The sequence below is a fragment of the Arthrobacter rhizophilus genome, assembly GCF_026241105.1.
GTDB lineage: Bacteria > Actinomycetota > Actinomycetes > Actinomycetales > Micrococcaceae > Arthrobacter.
On record NZ_JAPFFT010000041.1, the window covers coordinates 12,099 to 28,739 of the forward strand.

General features: G+C 62.9%; 14 protein-coding genes. 8 read left to right on the plus strand and 6 right to left on the minus strand.

The genetic code is table 11. From position 1 onward, the window contains the following. Positions 1-110 precede the first annotated feature (110 nt). From OOZ51_RS20520 to OOZ51_RS20535, 4 genes are all read right to left on the minus strand, one after another. Positions 111-842 carry a maleylpyruvate isomerase family mycothiol-dependent enzyme gene (locus OOZ51_RS20520; protein ID WP_265981710.1) on the minus strand — a complete coding sequence of 244 codons (732 nt, stop codon included), beginning with the start codon at positions 840-842 and terminating at the stop codon, positions 111-113. Beyond that, the gene (locus OOZ51_RS20525; RefSeq protein WP_265981711.1) at positions 842-1,672 is read right to left on the minus strand and encodes a fumarylacetoacetate hydrolase family protein; all 831 of its coding nucleotides are present in this window, start codon (positions 1,670-1,672) and stop codon (positions 842-844) included. The genes OOZ51_RS20520 and OOZ51_RS20525 overlap by 1 nt, the downstream gene beginning before the upstream one ends. Next, a complete protein-coding gene (locus OOZ51_RS20530; protein WP_265981712.1) occupies positions 1,669-2,799 on the minus strand; it encodes a cupin domain-containing protein in 1,131 nt (376 codons plus the stop codon). The genes OOZ51_RS20525 and OOZ51_RS20530 overlap by 4 nt, the downstream gene beginning before the upstream one ends. A gap of 171 nt (positions 2,800-2,970) precedes the next feature. Continuing rightward, the gene (locus tag OOZ51_RS20535; protein ID WP_265981714.1) at positions 2,971-3,771 is read right to left on the minus strand and encodes an IclR family transcriptional regulator; all 801 of its coding nucleotides are present in this window, start codon (positions 3,769-3,771) and stop codon (positions 2,971-2,973) included. 47 nt (positions 3,772-3,818) lie between these two features. On the opposite strand from OOZ51_RS20535, the gene OOZ51_RS20540 reads away from it, so the two are divergent. The 4 genes from OOZ51_RS20540 (at position 3,819) to OOZ51_RS20555 (ending at position 8,253) form a co-directional block, all read left to right on the plus strand. Continuing rightward, the gene (locus OOZ51_RS20540) at positions 3,819-5,150 is read left to right on the plus strand and encodes an MFS transporter (protein ID WP_265981716.1); all 1,332 of its coding nucleotides are present in this window, start codon (positions 3,819-3,821) and stop codon (positions 5,148-5,150) included. Beyond that, complete coding sequence (locus tag OOZ51_RS20545; RefSeq protein ID WP_265981717.1) at positions 5,143-6,456, plus strand: FAD-dependent oxidoreductase; 1,314 nt, start codon at positions 5,143-5,145, stop codon at positions 6,454-6,456. The genes OOZ51_RS20540 and OOZ51_RS20545 overlap by 8 nt, the downstream gene beginning before the upstream one ends. Positions 6,457-6,565: 109 nt before the next feature. Further along, positions 6,566-8,002 carry a flotillin family protein gene (locus OOZ51_RS20550; protein WP_265981719.1) on the plus strand — a complete coding sequence of 479 codons (1,437 nt, stop codon included), beginning with the start codon at positions 6,566-6,568 and terminating at the stop codon, positions 8,000-8,002. An 8-nt stretch (positions 8,003-8,010) separates the two neighbouring features. Then, a complete protein-coding gene (locus tag OOZ51_RS20555; RefSeq protein ID WP_265981721.1) occupies positions 8,011-8,253 on the plus strand; it encodes a hypothetical protein in 243 nt (80 codons plus the stop codon). 41 nt (positions 8,254-8,294) lie between these two features. On the opposite strand, the gene OOZ51_RS20560 is transcribed toward OOZ51_RS20555, so the two are convergent. Further along, entirely contained in the window at positions 8,295-9,002 is a 708-nt protein-coding gene (locus OOZ51_RS20560; protein ID WP_265981722.1) for a glycoside hydrolase family 25 domain-containing protein, read from the minus strand. A 425-nt stretch (positions 9,003-9,427) separates the two neighbouring features. Between OOZ51_RS20560 and OOZ51_RS20565 the strand changes: the two genes are divergently transcribed. The 3 genes from OOZ51_RS20565 (at position 9,428) to OOZ51_RS20575 (ending at position 12,829) form a co-directional block, all read left to right on the plus strand. Further along, positions 9,428-10,672 (plus strand): glycosyltransferase family 4 protein, encoded by a 1,245-nt coding sequence (locus OOZ51_RS20565; RefSeq protein ID WP_265981724.1) that lies wholly within the window; start codon positions 9,428-9,430, stop codon positions 10,670-10,672. Beyond that, positions 10,669-12,108, plus strand: a complete 1,440-nt coding sequence (locus tag OOZ51_RS20570; protein ID WP_265981725.1) for a UDP-glucose dehydrogenase family protein — start codon at positions 10,669-10,671, stop codon at positions 12,106-12,108. Before OOZ51_RS20565 ends, OOZ51_RS20570 begins: the two co-directional genes overlap by 4 nt. A gap of 298 nt (positions 12,109-12,406) precedes the next feature. Then, entirely contained in the window at positions 12,407-12,829 is a 423-nt protein-coding gene (locus tag OOZ51_RS20575; RefSeq protein ID WP_265981727.1) for a hypothetical protein, read from the plus strand. A 12-nt stretch (positions 12,830-12,841) separates the two neighbouring features. On the opposite strand, the gene OOZ51_RS20580 is transcribed toward OOZ51_RS20575, so the two are convergent. Further along, positions 12,842-15,166 carry a helix-turn-helix transcriptional regulator gene (locus OOZ51_RS20580; protein ID WP_265981729.1) on the minus strand — a complete coding sequence of 775 codons (2,325 nt, stop codon included), beginning with the start codon at positions 15,164-15,166 and terminating at the stop codon, positions 12,842-12,844. Between the two features lie 911 nt (positions 15,167-16,077). Here OOZ51_RS20580 and OOZ51_RS20585 point away from each other — a divergent pair. Further along, a complete protein-coding gene (locus OOZ51_RS20585; RefSeq protein ID WP_323054818.1) occupies positions 16,078-16,521 on the plus strand; it encodes an excalibur calcium-binding domain-containing protein in 444 nt (147 codons plus the stop codon). Positions 16,522-16,641: the final 120 nt, after the last annotated feature.

A 16,641-nucleotide genomic window follows, 5' to 3' on the forward strand; every position in this document is an offset into this window, starting at 1 on the left:
GCCAATGGGTAGGATCTACAGCTAAACCTGAATAGTCATACAAGCGGTTGGTGCAGTTCTTCCGGTGAAGAAGCCGGGAGCTGTGCCAACCTTCTTTGTGCCCGACGCCGTCAGATCCACTTGGGTGCCGCAGGCACCGGCCCAGCGCCCGCAGTCACGCCGTCGGTCCCCCGCCCGGTAGCCCATTGCGCGACGCCGGCCAGCGGGCCGGCGACCACGACGGCAGCGTCCGGGTCGCCGAAGACAAGGTCCGTGCCCGTGACCTTGACGAGGAGGCCCTTATCGGTGCCGCGGGCGGCCCACGCACCGGTGATATCGCGAAGCAACCGTTCCAGGACAAGAGCCGGGACGTCAGCAAACGACGCTCCGTTGTCGAGGTCCACGGCATGCACCCAGACCTCGCGGGTCCGCATCCAGACGGTCTCAGACGCCGGAACGATACGGCCTTGGGCGGTGCGGACTTCGTGACTCCAGGCGTCCTCGGGCAGGTCCCGCCATTCCACGCTCAGGTGCACGGCGGAGTGGTCAAAGAGGTTCCGCAACGCTATGGGAGACAGGGTGGCGCCGAAGTTGATCTCCTCATCCCGCACCGAGACAGAGGGATACATGGGAGTCTCCACCCCGGTCCCGGCCCACTCAACGAGGCGCGCGATGGCCCGGGCGTTGTAGCCGACGTGTGCTACAACGTGGCGGCGGGTCCACGCCGGCAGAAGTGAACCGCCGTCGAGCTCCGCGTCGGAGAGTTCGTTGAGCTTCCGGGCGAAGAACGCGGTCCCCCGCCGGGCCTGCAGCAATTGTTCCTGCAGGCCCGGATCGGTGGTGAGGTCCTGGCGGGCAACCATCAGGCTTCCTTGACCACGCGGTTCGTCAGCTTGCCCAAGCCTTCAATGGTGGTGGCCAGGACCTGGCCTTCCTGGAGGTAGCGCTTCGGGTTTTGGGCGTGGCCCACCCCTCCCGGGGTGCCGGTCGCGATGACGTCGCCCGGGTTCAGCGTGATGATGGTGGAGATGTAGGACACCAGGAATTCCGGGGTGAACACGAGATCCCCGGTGGGGGTCTGCTGCTGGATCTCGCCGTCCACCGCGGAGGCCATCAGTGGCCCGACGGTGAACTCGTCCTTGGTGACCAGTGCCGGCCCGAACGGCGTCGACTTCTCCCAGGTCTTGCCTTGGAGCCACTGGACGGTGCGGAACTGGTAATCGCGCATGCTGATGTCGTTCAGCACCGAGTACCCTGCGATGTGGTCCGCCGCGTCGGCTTCGCTGATGCGCCGCCCCTTCTTGCCGATCACGACAGCGAGCTCGGCCTCCCAGTCAACCGTGTCCGATTCCTGAGGCAGCGCCAGATCGTCGTTGGGACCAATCAGCGATTCCTGATACTTCGCGAACAGGGTGGGGTACTCGGGGATGTCCCGGCCCATCTCCTTGATGTGGTTGCGGTAGTTGTGCCCCACGCAGATGATCTTCCCTGGTGAGGGCACGACGGCGGCGAGGTCCGCGCCGTCGTACGCGTGCGTTGCGCCGCTGGCCGCCTCCGCGATGGCCGCCCAGGCGGGATCCTGCAGGAGGGCGCCGACGTCGGAGAACCCGTCGATCTCGGTCAAGGTGTCGCCGTCCTGGCGGACGGCCACGGTACCTTTACCAGCGCCGGTGCGGAGTGTCAGGAGTTTCATTTGTTGCGTCCTTCGATGTACGTGCGGTTGAAGTTCAGTCGTTCGAAAATGGGGGCATCACTGAAGTGGAACAGATCGAACTCGCTCTCAGCCTCAAGGGACCACAAGGCCCAGGACGGGACCACGAACAGGTCGCCCTTTTCCAGGAACTTGGTTTCCCCGTTCAACACCACGGTGCCGGTCCCTTCGAAAACCTGCCAAACGCTGGAGCCAACCTCGCGCAACGGCTCGGTCGAGGCGCCGGCACGCAACCGGTGGAACTCCGCCCGGATGGTCGGCATGACATCCCCGCCCGTGGTCGGGTTGGTGTAGCGCACGGCGGCGTGGCCCTGGCTGACCGTGGCCGGGTGGCCTTCATCCTCGAGCAGCAACTGCTCGCGCAGGGCGGCGTCGGTGTGCTCCCAGCGGTAGGCCGCGATTGGCGAGTTGGTGGTGTCATCCAGTCCGGAGAGCGGACGCAGTCCCGGGTGGGCCCATAGGCGCTCGGAGCGGGAGATGTCCGGGGTGGCCTCATCCGTGACCCGTTCGGTTCCGAACTCGAAGAACCCGGCGTCCGCGTAGTGCACAAACGGGATGTCCAGTCCGTCGATCCAAGCCATCGGCTGATCTGTGTCGTTGTGGTGTCCGTGGAAGTTCCAGCCCGGGGTCAGGAGGAAGTCGCCGCGGCGCATGGCCACCGGATCCCCGTTCACCACAGTCCAGACGCCTTCGCCCTCGACGACGAAGCGGAACGCGTTCTGCGAGTGACGGTGCTCCGGGGCTGTTTCATGCGCGCCCAGATACTGGATGGCGGCCCACAGAGTAGGTGTGGCATAAGGGGTACCAGCAAGGCCCGGGTTGGCGAGCGCAATAGCACGGCGTTCCCCACCGCGGCCCACGGGCACCAGGTCCCCGGCGCGGGCGGCTAGCGGGTACAAGTCGTTCCAACGCCACACATGAGGCACTGCCTTCGGAGACGGCACCATCGGCATGAGGTCAGCGATCTCGGTCCACAGCGGAATCAGGTTCCCGGCTTCGAAGTCGCGGTACAACTGCGCAAGCTGGGCAGCTTCCTCCGGCGTCGGCTCCGGAACCGCATGCGCGGCGGCAACAGATTCGTGCGTTGTGCTATCGGCGCTGATGGACACAGTGGGCCTCCTCGGGAGTACGGAACGGTTTAGGCGTACTCCCGACCCTAGAGAGACCGCGAAGTGATCTCCAACATATTCTGCTAGCCAGAATCTTTTGGCCCAACTGACTGGCAGTAAGTGTCGTTTTGGGCCCTCAAAACGACATTAACTGCGAGCTAGTTGGGTGGGCTACGGCTGGGGCTCCGCCGGATTGGCTGCAATGTCGATCTCCAATTGGCGCTGCGTTTCCCGCATGATGCCCACGAGTCCAGCATCGAACAGCTTGCGGAACCTTGCCACAGGCGTCGCCACGCTCAGCGCACCCACCGCGACGCCGTCCTTGTTGTGAAGGGCCACCCCCAGGGCGCTGATACCTTCCTCGGTGCCCTCGAAGTTGGCGGCAAATCCGTTGTTCCGAATGGTCTCCAGCTCGCGGAGAAAGGCCGGATATTCAGCGTCGGGAATGCTGTCCCCGCCGATTTCCGCATTGTGGCTGCGGAACAATTGCTCAATCATGGCGGGCTCCAGCTCGGCCAGCAGAGCTTTGCCTCCCGAGGCCTTGTTGGCGGGCAGCACGGTTCCTTGCCTATCGCCCACGCGTAAGGCGTTGGTGCCCTCAACCGTGGCAAGGAACCTCACCTTGGTACCCACGCGAACCATGAGATTGACGGTCTCGTTGATCCGCCCGCTCAGGAGTTCCATGTGCGGCTGCGCCACCGTGCGCAGCAGACGGGTCCAACTGAGTCCGGCCGGACCAACTCCCATGGCCGGTCCAGGTACGTACTTACGGGTCTCGTCCTGGACGGCGAACCCCCGGTACACCAGCATGGCCAGCAGGCGGTGGGCGGTGGAGGGGGCAACACCCAACTCCTCAGCCGCATCCTTGAGCCGGAGGCTGCCGCCGTCGCGCAAGAGCTGAAGGAGTTGCAGGGCGTTGTCCACGGCCTCAATGGAATAGGCCGGTTTCTTGCGGGCTGGAAGATTCTGCACCACAGAATTCTATTGGGCTACTCCGACGGCGGCCACACAGTGGTGGGATGAATCACACACCTTCCGCTGCAGCGCCGGAGCGGACCCAACAAGGCGTTCACCACTCCGCTGATACCTCTCCCAAGTCCTACCCCCGATTCTCCAAGCGTTCCGCAGGCGCAGTGCTCGTCTGCTGGTTGCTGGTGGTTTTCGACGGTTATGACCTCATCGTCTACGGCACCGTGCAGAGCTCCCTCATCGTGGACACGGGCTGGGGGCTCACCAAAGCCACCGCCGGAACGCTTGGCTCCATGGCGTTCCTGGGCATGATGATCGGAGCGATCTTCGCCGGCAGGATGTCGGACAGTTGGGGCCGCCGCCGCACCATCATCTCCTGCGCCGCACTGTTTTCGATCTTCACCATCCTGTGCGCCTTCGCCCCGAACGCGGCAGTTTTCGGGGGCCTGCGCTTGCTGGCCGGCATTGGCCTCGGCGGGCTGGTTCCCTCGGCAAATGCCCTGGTTGCCGAACTGGTCCCTGCCAAATGGCGCTCCACGATTGCCACGTTGATGATGTCCGGCGTCCCGATCGGCGGCTCGGTTGCCGCCCTGGCAGGCATTCCCCTGATTCCCGCTTTCGGCTGGCCGGTCATGTTCCTGGTGGCCGCCGTCGCACTGCTTGTGGTGGTTCCACTGGGCATGCGCTTCCTACCTGAGACGCTGCCGCCGGCAAAGACCACGAAGCAGACGGAGTCCGTAGGCTTCAGGTCCCTGCTCCGGGCTCCGTATCTCGGGATGAGCCTCCTTTTCGCGATCTCCACGCTGGTGACGCTCTTTGCCTGGTATGGCCTCGGAACGTGGCTGCCGAATCTCATGCAACTAGCCGGCTACAACCTTGGATCGGCACTGACGTTCGCCCTGGCACTCAACCTCGGTGCCGTCGTCGGCTCGGTTGCCACTGCTTGGGCGGGCACCCGCTTCGGTCCAATCCCGACGGCGATAGCGGCAGCCGCCGTCGCCGCCGTCGCGCTCGGGGTACTGGTGGCGGGCCCGCCGGTGGGGCTCGTTTACGTCATGTTGGTACTGGCAGGGGTGGGCACCCACGGAACCCAGTGCCTCATCATCGCAGCGGTGGCCAGCCACTATCCCGCACATTTGCGGGGCACAGCGCTCGGCTGGGCCCTCGGAGTCGGCCGCATTGGCGCGGTCGCCGCACCCCAAGCAGGCGGGCTGCTCCTGGCGGCCGGCCTGGGCGTCAACTCAAACTTCCTGGCGTTTGCCGGGGCCGCCGCCGTCGCCGCGATCCTGCTCGGCGCCATCAGCGCCAAGATCAAGACGGCCAAGATCAAGACCGCCAACATCAATTCCAACACCACCCCCGTAGGAGCAAGCAATGTCTGACCGCAAACCGTCCACTGAAGTACTCGTTGTCGGCGGAGGGATGGCCGGCCTCGCCGGTGCCTTGGCCCTCCGCGCAAACGGTGCCGAGGTGACATTGGTTGAGCGGGCCCCGGAATTCGGCGAGGTCGGAGCCGGCCTGCAGATGGCCCCCAACGCCTCCCGCGTCCTGAAGCGTTGGGGCCTCCTGGAGAAAGCGTTGGAAATCGGCGTCCGGCCGAAGCACTTGGTGTTCCGCGACGCCCTCAGCGGGGAGGAGCTCACCCGTCAGACCCTAGGCGGCGACTTCGAAGAACGGTATGGCGCCCCGTATGTGGTGATCCACCGCAGCGACCTGCACCGGATCCTGCTGGAAGCCTGCCAGGACGCCGGCGTCCGGTTGGTGAACGACGTCGTCGTCGAGAAGGTTGAGACCGTGGATGCCCGCGGGGTGGCACACACGGCGAGCGGCGACGTTTACGAGGCCGACGTCGTGATCGGCGCGGACGGCCTCAAGTCGACACTCCGCTCCGCCGTCGCGCAGGACGGCCCGGTGTCGTCGTCGTACGTCGCCTATCGCGGAACGGTGCCCATTACCGCGGAAACCCCGGCGGCTGATCTTGAGGACGTGATCGTCTACCTCGGCCCGGACTGCCACCTCGTGCAGTACCCGCTGCGCAAGGGCGAACTGTTGAACACGGTGGCTGTATTCAAATCGCCGTCGTTCGAGCGCGGAGAAGAGCAATACGGTGGCGTGGACGAACTTGAGGCCGCCTACAAGGACTGCGTCCCTGCGGTGCAGGCGGCCCTGCGGAACCTTGGGACCGGCATCCGCTGGCCCATGTACGATCGCGATCCCATCGGGAACTGGATCGACGGCCGCCTGGTGCTGATGGGCGACGCCGCCCACCCGATGCTCCAGTATTTGGCCCAGGGAGCCTGCCAAGCGCTTGAAGACGCCGCGGTGCTCCAGGACTCCACCGTCGGTTCCGTGTTTACCGACGACGGCGTGGACACCGCTGCTTGGGACCGCGCCCTCAGCGAATTCAACTCAGCCAGGGCAGCCCGCACGGCCCGCGTCCAGCGCACGGCCCGCGTCTGGGGCGAGTCCTGGCACGTGTCCGGCGTCGCGCGCATCTTGCGGAACCTGCTGTTCAAGAGCCGCAAGGACGGCGATTTCCAGTACAACGACTGGCTTTACGGACAAGCCGCCGACGGCGCCCCGGCGGTCCCAACGGAAGCTGCGGGCGGTGCCGCAACAGCTCCCGCTTTGGAGGTCCGCACGAGGCCTGAGGCGAGGACTGAATCGCTGGCGGGAACGAGCGCCTAGGAGCATCCGTTGTGTCAAATGTAGGCAAACAATTTGCTGGACTACTGGAGCGGACCAAAGCAGACTGGCTACACGAGCCGCTTGAGTGCTTGCCGTTGAAAGGACAGTCATGTTCGACCTCGTTGCTTATCTCCCCATTCTTGTCACCGTATTGGGGGTAGTCGTCGCCGTTGCCGTCATTAGGCTGCTCATCAAATTGATGTGGAAGGTGGCTGAACCAAACGAGGCATTGATCATTTCCGGCCTGACCCGCGGAAGTTTGGACACCCGGAACGGAATGGATTTCAAAATTGTCACCGGCAAGGGTGCCTTGGTGGTTCCCGGGCTCCAAACGGTGAGGACGCTGTCGCTGACGCTGAATGAAACAGAACTCCAGGTCAACTGCGTGACCTCGCAAGGTATCCAGGTGATTGTGGAGGGTGTGGTTATTTACAAAATCGGTGACGCCGCGCCGTTCATTGCGAACGCCGCGAGGAGGTTTCTCGGCCAACAGCCGAAAATGCAAAGCCAGGTCTACAACGTTTTTGAGGGACACCTGCGCTCGATCATTGGCAGCATGACCATGGAAGAAATCATCCGCGAGCGCGACAAACTCGCTTCGTTGGTCCGCAGCGCCAGCGGTATTGAAATGGAAAAGCTTGGCCTGGTGGTTGATTCCCTTCAAATAAAAGACCTCCAGGACCCCACGGGCTACATCCAAAACCTGGCAAAGCCGCATATTGCCCAGGTCAAAATGGAAGCCCGCATCGCCGAGGCCACCAGAAACCGCGAGGCCGCGGAGAGGGAAGCTGAAGCGGCTGCCCAGATTGCCGACGCCCAGAGCATCTCCGCGATCAAGCAATCAGCCGCCCAAGCCAATGCCGAGACCGCGCGGGCCAACGCCGCGCAGGCAGGTCCCTTGGCCGATGCCACGGCGCGCCAGCAGGTGGTGGTCCAGGAAACCGAGGTGGCCAAGCTGGAGGCGGACCGCGAGGAGCAAAAACTCCAGACGTCCATCCGCAAGCCTGCCGATGCCAAGGCCTACGCCCAGCGCACCGAGGCAGAAGCCCAAAAGGCCGCGGACATCAGCGCGTCCGAGGCGCGGGCACGGCGAACGGAACTCGAAGCGCAGGCGAATGCCCGCAAAGTGGAAGTCGAGGCGCAGGCCAACGCCACGGCTGCGGCGGCGATTGCGGGAGCCACAAAGATCACCGGTGAGGCCGAAGCGGCAGCCACGAAGGCCCGCGGTGATGCCGCGGCATCCGCCATCAAGGCCAAGTCCTTGGCGGAAGCGGATGGCATCAAGGCGCGCGCTGAGGCGCTCGGAACCAACCAAGAGGCAGTTATCTCCCAGCAACTTGCGGAGAACATGCCTGCAATCGTGGCGGCCGCGGCTGAACCGTTTGCCCATGTCGGGCAACTGACAGTCCTCAATGGCGGCGAAGGGCTCAACAGCATGGTGGGTGGGATCCTGTCCCAGGTGGGCAGCTTCCTGCCATCGATCACGGCTGCCCTCAAGAACGGCCAAGTACCTCCCAAACGGCCCACCAAAGCCCCTGATGCATAGCGAAACCGATGCACAAAGAGGTTGATCGAAGCCTGACCGGCAAGATCGGGAGGGTCACGGGGCGAATCGGGCCGGGCACCGTGGGGGAAGTCATGCTGCCGTTCCATGGCGGCACAAGCGCCTTCCACGCGCATCCCTTCGACAAGACCAGCGTTTTCAACATCGGTGATGAGGTGCTTGTCATCTACTACGAGCCACCCGGGACAGTATTCGTTGACGAGCTGCCGGAGGTCCTGAGAGAGGCCAAATAAGAATGGGGGCGGCTGGATAGCCGCCCCCATTGCGTTTGAGGCTACTGCAGGAAGGTGGCGTCGAAGGAGTCGAGGTCGACGACGACGCCGTTGAGGCTTTGGTTGAATTTCTGCTGGACCCCTACGCGCATGTTCGCCGGTGTGTTCCAGCCCCCGTAGGAAACAGGGGTGGGCGAGAGATAATTGGCGGTCCAATGTGAATAGTTGACCGCCTTGACGTCCGTATCCCACAGCGGCACGTCGGCGAAATCAGTGCTGTTGTTCATCATCTGGGGCCACATGCGGGAACCGGTGTAGATGACGGGGCGCACACCCATGTTTTTGACCCCGTTGACCATGTCCCGGGTGACAGGGGTCCCGCCTGTCTCGATGTCCAGAGCGAAGAACTGGAGCTGCGCCTGATACGGGCCTGCCGCTGTGATGCCTCCCTGCCAACAGTTCGGATCACGCGTGTAGACGGCGATCTTCAAGCCGGCATCGAGGGCCATCTTTAGTTGCGCCTGGGTCCCGCTCCACGGGTTGCATGTCCCCCAGGCCGTTGAGTGCATCACGTACAGACGGAATCCGGCATTGTAGGCCTTGGTGAACCAGGCCGGATCGGTGATGGTATTGGCGGAGTCCAGGACTTTCACGGACGCGTGCCCAGTGATAGCGGGTGCTTTCGGCGCTGAGTAGGCCGCCGGAGCGGCAGCTACGCCCAGAAGGGTGAGCACTGCCGCCATGATGACTACAAGATTCTTAGGACGCATACCGGACTCCCATTTTTCGATAGACCGTCAGCCGCGACGGCGATGAAATGTAGTTGCACGACAGTGCTTTTCATTGACGGCCGCGACCGATTCAGGCACCGGTTTCCCGGCGCGGTACTGGGCTATGCAGGCGTGGTCCAACGTTGCGCAGGCACCTCTGTGCCGACGAGAACACGACAAAGCCGCGCCGTTGTCCTCGCCCGTCGCGTGCCCAGTCCACGACACCTTGCTCTGACGTCAACGGCTTGTAGCGGCGAGCCTATGGGCAAGGAGACCTATGTGGATGAGTGGCTGCCACTCGTTCTGCGTCACACGCCACTCATACACCACTCGTGACTACTAGGGGATCGTTTGTTAACCAAACCTTCCCCCCAGCGTCACGCCCATTCCTCCGGGTCGCCAACCGCCGGGCACACCGTGGAGGGGTGAGGATCGCTATCGTTGCCGAGTCATTCCTGCCGCTCATGAACGGGGTTACCCACTCCATCCTGCGGGTGCTGGAGCATCTGCAAGAGCGCGGCGACGAAGTGATGGTGATTGCGCCGTCGACGTCGGACACTGCTGTCTCGGACGTCGTAAACGGCGCATTTGTCCACCGCCTTCCTTCCGTGCCGCTGGCCGGATACACAAATGTGCGGGTGGCGTTGGGCGGTGTGAGCCGGGTCAAGAGAATCCTTGCCGACTACGCACCGGACGTCGTCCACCTTGCATCCCCTTTCGTCCTCGGTTGGCGGGCTGTGCAGGCCGCGCACCAGCTCGGCATCCCCACGGTTGCCATCTACCAAACCGAGGTCCCCAGCTACGCCGCGCGGTATGGCTTGCCCATCCTGGAAAACTGGGCATGGAACCGGGTAGACAACATCCATCTCCTTGCGGACCGCACACTGGTCCCGTCCACGTTCGCGCTCAACCAGTTGCGCGGACGCGGGATCCCGAGGGTGGGCATGTGGCGGCGGGGTGTGGATACCGCGCGGTTCTCCCCCACTAAGCGTTCGACGGCGTGGCGAGCCTCCGTAGCGCGCGACAGCGAGCGCGTCATCGGCTACGTCGGCCGCCTCGCGATCGAAAAGCAGGTGGAAGACCTTGCCGTGTTGGCGGATCTGCCGGGAACCCGGGTGGTCATCGTGGGCGACGGGCCGCAGCGCGCTGCCCTCGAAGCGGCACTGCCAAACGCCGTCTTCACCGGATTCCTGGGCGGCGACGAACTGGCCCAGGTTGTTGCGGGCTTTGATCTCTTCGTCCATCCTGGCGAGTTCGAAACGTTCTGCCAGACCATCCAGGAGGCCATGGCATCGGGGGTTCCCGTGGTGGCCACCGGCCGCGGCGGCCCCCTCGACCTCGTGGAAAATTCGCGTACCGGCTGGCTCTACGAGCCGGGTGATCTCGCCCAGATGCGCGGCTACGTGCAGGACTTGGTGGGCGACGACGCCAAGCGCCGTGCGTTCGGAAAGGCAGCACTCGCTTCGGTCCAAGGACGGACGTGGCCGGTGTTGAGCGCCCAACTCGTACATCACTACGAGGCAGTGATCGCCGGTGATGCGCTGGTTGAGCCACCTACTGCACCCATCCACCCGGCCGAGCTTCAGGCGGCCGAGCTTCAAGCAGCCGAACTTCAGGCGGCAGAGCCCGCCACCATTTCCGTGACTTCCAGCAAAGGACTCCCAGCATGAAAATCTCCGTTGTCGGCTGCGGCTACCTTGGCGCAGTACACGCCGCAACGCTCGCGTCGATGGGCCACACCGTGGTGGGCATCGACGTCGACGCCCAGAAGGTGGCCCACCTGAACAAGGGCTTCGCCCCTTTCCACGAACCCGGCCTTGACGAACTTCTCCGGGACGGCTTCGCCACGAAACGGCTCACGTTCTCCACCGACTTTGCCGATGCCGCGGGCGCCCAGACGCACTTTCTCTGCGTGGGCACCCCGCAGTCGAAGACGTCGGACACGGCGGACCTCTCTTACGTGATCGCAGCTACCAAGAGCCTCCTCCCCCATCTGGCGAGGGGCGCCGCCGTCGTCGGCAAATCCACCGTCCCGGTGGGGACGGTGGACATGCTCCGCGGCATCCTTGCCCGCCGGCCTGATGTCCTGCTCGGCTGGAACCCGGAGTTCCTGCGCCAGGGCACGGCCGTGAAGGATTCATTGGTACCGGACCGGCTGGTGTACGGCGTGCCGGGCGGCAAGGATTCTGCGGCGGGCGTACCGGTGACGGCCGCGCTCGACGCCGTCTACGAACCGCTGATTTCCGCCGGTATCCCGCGGCTGGTCTGCAACTTTGCGACCGCCGAGCTCATCAAATCCGCCTCGAACGCCTACCTCGCCACCAAGCTCAGCTTCATCAACGCCATGGCCGAACTTTGCGACGCTTCGGGTGCCGATGTCACTGAACTCAGCGAGGCGATGGGCCTGGATCCGCGCATCGGCAGCCGGTACTTGCACGCCGGCCTGGGCTTCGGCGGCGGCTGCCTGCCGAAGGACGTCCGTTCCTTCCGGGCGCAGGCACAAGCGCTGTCGGTGTCTTCTGTTGACGAGTGGATGAACGTGGTCGATTCCATCAATCTGGGCCAGCGCGCCCGCGCCGTGGAAGTGGCGCGTGACATGTGCAAGGGCTTCCTGTCAGGCCGCACCGTCACCGTACTGGGCGCTGCCTTCAAGCCGGACACTGACGACATCCGCGACTCCCCCGCCCTGGACGTGGCACTCCAGCTCGCCGCGGCCGGTGCCCACGTGACCGTGACCGACCCCAAGGCCATCAACAACGCCTGGATGCGCTACCCCCAGCTGCGCTTCGAGGCGTCCACGACTCGCGCATTGGAAAACGCTGAGTTGGTGCTCCTGTTGACCGAATGGGACGAGTACCGGACCCTCTCACCCGCCGCTGTCGGTTCACTCGTACGACGCCGGATGGTGCTGGACGCGCGGAATGTCCTGGACGCCGGGGTGTGGAAGGCGCAAGGTTGGACTGTCCGTGGGCTCGGAACTGGCTCCCAGGCTGAGCCTGCGGAGACCGTTGCTGTGGCAAAGGCGGTTGTCCTCCCGGTTGAACCGGTCAACACGCGGCCCTTCATCGTGGGCTCGTCTACCAAGGCGTCGACGACGCGACGGTGAGCTTCCGCTCTAGGTATCCTCCGTCCCGCACACCTAGACGGGCTTGCACAGCCACCTAGATTCAGCAATTTCACACCTAGAAACCGCTCAGGCACACGGGTTTTTGCCCCAATGACCACCTAGACGCCCTATTTCATGGAGAGAATCTGAACCGTGGATGGCTCCTCTTAGGAGGATGCCACCACTCTTCAAGGCCAGCTTTGCGTTGGCCGGTCCTCTCGAGAAATGGAGTTGAAGTGGAATCAGCAATGATGAGAGCGGCCGGGTTTCACGCCGGGACTGCCACTGGCATGGCCTCATGACTGCTCAGCTTTACGGGCTTCTTCCGCGGATCCTCGGCTTCATTGTTGCCGGCTTCTCCAGCATTTCCGCCGCACTCATTTGGAGCTTCCCAGCACCGGAAGGACTCCGCACCCTTGATCCTCTCGCCCTCAGGAATACGATGGTCGTCATCCTCCTTGTGTTCGGCATGGCTGCACCACTTGCTGCTGTCTTCGGCCGTGCCCAAAAATGGTTAGTCCCCAAAGCCGCGATATTCGCTGCCGCTGGGTTTTCTCATGCAGCGGCACTTGGCCCGGAAATCCGAGTCCCGTTCCAAGGAGCGACGTCGGCAATCGCGGCCGTCTGCTCGCTCGGTCTGACGGTCCTTACCCTGGCGGCCTTCATGGACTCGGTCCAGGAGAAGCATCGGCAGGGAAGCGTATCCGAGAAACGTGATTGAGCGGTTCTGTTCCTAGCGGAAGGGAGACGTATCCCGGACCAGGTCAAATAGGGCAGCGCGCGTTGGGCTTCCGGACTTTCGGAGCGCGTTGGAAATATGGTTTTCCACGGTCCTGATACTGATTCCCAGGTGCTCGGCGATTTCGGGGTTCGAACGATGACCGGCCAAGGCTGCTATCTCAATTTCCCGGACTGTCAGAGGCGAGTAGCTACCGGAATTGAACGCCATGGGCTCATCTGCCGACGGGAATCGAGTCGCAAAAATGGAGTACGCCCGCTCCATCTCGGCCGCCCCTACGGTGTCGTCCACGAAGGCATACCGCTTGAACGCACCTCGGAGCAGCATCCGAACTTGGTAGAGATCGGAGTCGGGCTCGTAATTCTCGAGCAGGACGCCGAGCAATTGGTGGTCTTGCTCCACCACCGCTGCCGCAATTGCCACAAGCTGATCGTGTGAGGTGCAGGCATGTTCCTTCAAGGCCTGCCGAAGAATCTCAAGAACCTTCCGGCCAGGAAGAAGGCAAGTGAAGAAGAGTGCAGAGTACGTCGCTTCCAGAACATAGCCACGTTCCAGCTGCCGTCGAATGAGGCGGGCGGCTTTCCTGTCGAATACTGCGGGGATGAGGGGCCGTCCGGCGACGAGCTCGTAGACTCCTTTTGCGATTCCCGGAAGCGGTCCGATGTCTTCGGCCTCGCGCCGCGCCTGCGTTGCGAGGGTCGCGGTGGGCAAGATCGCCGACGTCGCCGCCCTCAGCCCGGCGAGCCGCAGCATGGCGTCGTGGAGGGAATCCACTAAAAAGCCTGGCCGTCCCATGGCGAAGACGCTGCCCATCAGGTACTCTGCCTCGTCGAAATGGCCACGGTAGACGAGTGCTTGGGCAGCGACGTAGGTGCTCGACACCATCCCGAATTGGTCCAGGTTGCGGCGGGCTTCTGCGCGCTGGTCGAGCGCAAAGACAATTGCTTCCTCGATCCGCCCAGAGGTGAACAATGCCAGTCCTCGGATGAAAGGTCCGATGCGGGGAAAGCCCTTGAATCCGCTTGAGGAGTCGATGGCATTGAGTGCCGCGGAAGGGTTGAGGCGGTAGAGTTCCAGCATCCCCCGGACGCAGGCCAAGACTCCGCTTCCAGGGTTGCGATCGTGTAGACGCGTCAAGGTGTCGTCGAGATTCTGAGGCATTCGGTCGTACGTCGCCACGAGGAACAGTTCTACCGATTCAACCTCTGCCGACCATTCAGGGTGTTCCTTCCCAAAGTTCCTCAGGGCGTCAGCCGCATATTCCAGCCCTTTGCCGGAGTGGATAGCCCAAAGCGCTTTGGTAACTGCCAAGAAGAGGCGTTCGCACGTGTCTCCTTCCGAGCTCACGGTCTCGGAAAGCACGCGCTCAATCCTCGATGCGTCAGTCGGCGAGCCCCAGTAGACGCCCAGGAGTGCCACGGCGTTCGATACCGATTTTTCGGCATCCCACCGGTCATAGCGGCGACGCTCCAGAACCGAGAGTCTCTCATGAAAATGGCGCGCCGTAGCCGCGTCGTCCGTACTCCGTTCAAGGCGCACCGCGGCGAGGACCCCCATCAGCGAATCGGCCGGCGTGACGTCAACATTGGGTTCCTGCGGCGAGACGCTCAAGGTCCGGGTGATTCGATCCTGCAGGACCCGCCGGCTCGTGCGCACTCGTTGTCCACGGAAATAGTCGGCTAGCACCGGCGGTGTGATCGCGGCGCAAATGTTGTTGTGTGGATCCTCCATGACGGAAATCAAGCCGTGCTGTTCGAGCCGGTCCAGAACGTCTGCGTGGACTACCCGTTGCAGCACATCGATGGGCGCCGTACCGGCGATGGCCATGGTCTGAAGGCCGGTGAGCTCGTCGGACTCGAGTCCTTCAAGGAGAGATTCCACGGCGCCCTGCAGGTGCTCATTCCACAGCGTGTCGCCTGTCATGTGCCATTGGCCGTTGCTAAGGGCAAGCAAATCACTGAGTGAGGCCGTTTCCGCGATTCGGGCCACAAGCCTGGGGTTCCCCGCGGATTTCGTGAGGATGCGGGCAGTGGTGTCAGCGTCCGCGGGAGCGCCCAAAACATCGGTGATGAGCTCGCTCACGTGCTCATAGCGGAGCGGATTCAGCTGGACCCTGGCTTCAGGGCCAGGACTCAGAACAGCGCGCCGGCCCTTCGGGTAAAGGGAAGACTCACCCATGGTCACGATCATGGGTCGCTTAGTTCTTAGCCTGACGGCATCCAGGACCGCCAGGGTCTCCGTGTCGACGAATTCGAGGTCATCGACAACAAGCACACGCTCCCCTGGCCTGGCGAGCCGTCCTGCCAGTGTGTCAACCACGCCCAGCACGCCTAATTGGCCTATTCGAATATCAAGTCCCAGGCTATATATTCCACCAAACGGTATTTCGCGATGTGAGCGAAGGGCCGAAATAGAGTAAACCGTAGCTCCTGTTTTCTCGAGCTCGGCGATAGCTTTTTGCGCGACACTGGTGCGTCCGCTTCCAGGCGCGCCGACAATTCGAACCATAATGCCGCGAGCAACGTAGTCCAGCGTTCGCCGAACTTCCTGTTCGAACACTCGCGATCCAACTTTCTCTGATGCTCTAATCGGCACGCTCCGGGCCCAGGAGGTGCTATGTCCATCCGATTCGACTGCTTCCTGTCCAAAGACAGGCATTAGTTGGTGGATTCCCAGGCAACCCGACAGGATCCCCCAAGGCTCTTCCACGAACCGCTTTCCAAGGGAACCGTAGATTCCGAAACCGGCGTCTAGGTGGTGTGATGGCGAAACTCCGTGTGCGCCGGGAGCCGTCTAGGTGTGCCGACCTGCGGTTTTGTTCCGCATCTGAGTGTGCCCCGGCGACGTCTAGGTGTTCCCCAGGGACTACCGAGGTGAGGTTTGGCGGTGACGGTTTCTCCATGGTCCTCCTGTCGGTGTCCTCTTGTTTGAGACGTTACGGGGACTTCGCGGCCGTCTCTAGGCCAAACCTCGCACATGTGGATATGTATTCGAATCAATATTTTCCTTATCGAACATAGATTCGATTCAAGAATTCACCCCATCTTTTTCGGGCCATGTCAAGTGGCATCTTGGCCCATGTGGACAACTCTCTTCTTTTCTCGCATTTCAGATGCTAAACCTGCTGCCATTTGCATCAAAGACATTTTCATGGGGGAAATAAATGAATACTCGCTTCCGCTTCACCAACTCCCACTCCAACACCTACTGCGCCGAAATCCGTATCCTGCGTGACGGAGAATGCAACAGAGAACTACCCGCCTAAAGAATTCATTTGCACGAAGTCCGATGCGGGAGTCCTGCTCTGCATGGAACGCTCAGAGTCCAAGAAGGTGACGGACGCGCGTGCAGCAGCGGCGGCGGCGAAGGCTGCGGCAGAAAAGGCGGCGGCTGACAAGGCCGCAGCTGAGAAGGCGGCCACGGACAAAGCTGCAGCCGATGCCGCAGCGGCCCAGGCGGCGGCCCAGGCGAAAGCAGACGCCGATGCTGCCGCGGTGAAAGCACAACAAGACCAAGCCCAGGCCCGGCAGGTACAGCCAGCGGCGCCGTCGTCCGTTTACTACGCGAACTGCACGGCCGCCCGGGCCGCCGGCGCCGCACCGATCTATCGAGGCCAGCCAGGCTACCGGCCCGCGCTGGACATGGATAACGACGGCATCGCCTGCGAGAAATAGGACCACCGCTGCACTGTAGTTGAGCGACACGGAAAATCTCTGCCGACGCCCGTATTCCCTGTGTGTCAGCCTGTTGCGTGACACTTTTGTGGCGGGGAAGGAACCTTATGGAAATTCCGA

Bases quoted from the DNA above. Each gene is read 5' to 3' on its own strand.
- OOZ51_RS20520 (WP_265981710.1), bottom strand. From the start codon at position 842: ATGGTTGCCCGCCAGGACCTCACCACCGATCCGGGCCTGCAGGAACAA.
- OOZ51_RS20525 (WP_265981711.1), bottom strand. From the start codon at position 1,672: ATGAAACTCCTGACACTCCGCACCGGCGCTGGTAAAGGTACCGTGGCC.
- OOZ51_RS20540 (WP_265981716.1), top strand. From the start codon at position 3,819: ATGAATCACACACCTTCCGCTGCAGCGCCGGAGCGGACCCAACAAGGC.
- OOZ51_RS20545 (WP_265981717.1), top strand. From the start codon at position 5,143: ATGTCTGACCGCAAACCGTCCACTGAAGTACTCGTTGTCGGCGGAGGG.
- OOZ51_RS20550 (WP_265981719.1), top strand. From the start codon at position 6,566: ATGTTCGACCTCGTTGCTTATCTCCCCATTCTTGTCACCGTATTGGGG.
- OOZ51_RS20555 (WP_265981721.1), top strand. From the start codon at position 8,011: ATGCACAAAGAGGTTGATCGAAGCCTGACCGGCAAGATCGGGAGGGTC.
- OOZ51_RS20560 (WP_265981722.1), bottom strand. From the start codon at position 9,002: ATGCGTCCTAAGAATCTTGTAGTCATCATGGCGGCAGTGCTCACCCTT.
- OOZ51_RS20570 (WP_265981725.1), top strand. From the start codon at position 10,669: ATGAAAATCTCCGTTGTCGGCTGCGGCTACCTTGGCGCAGTACACGCC.
- OOZ51_RS20575 (WP_265981727.1), top strand. From the start codon at position 12,407: ATGACTGCTCAGCTTTACGGGCTTCTTCCGCGGATCCTCGGCTTCATT.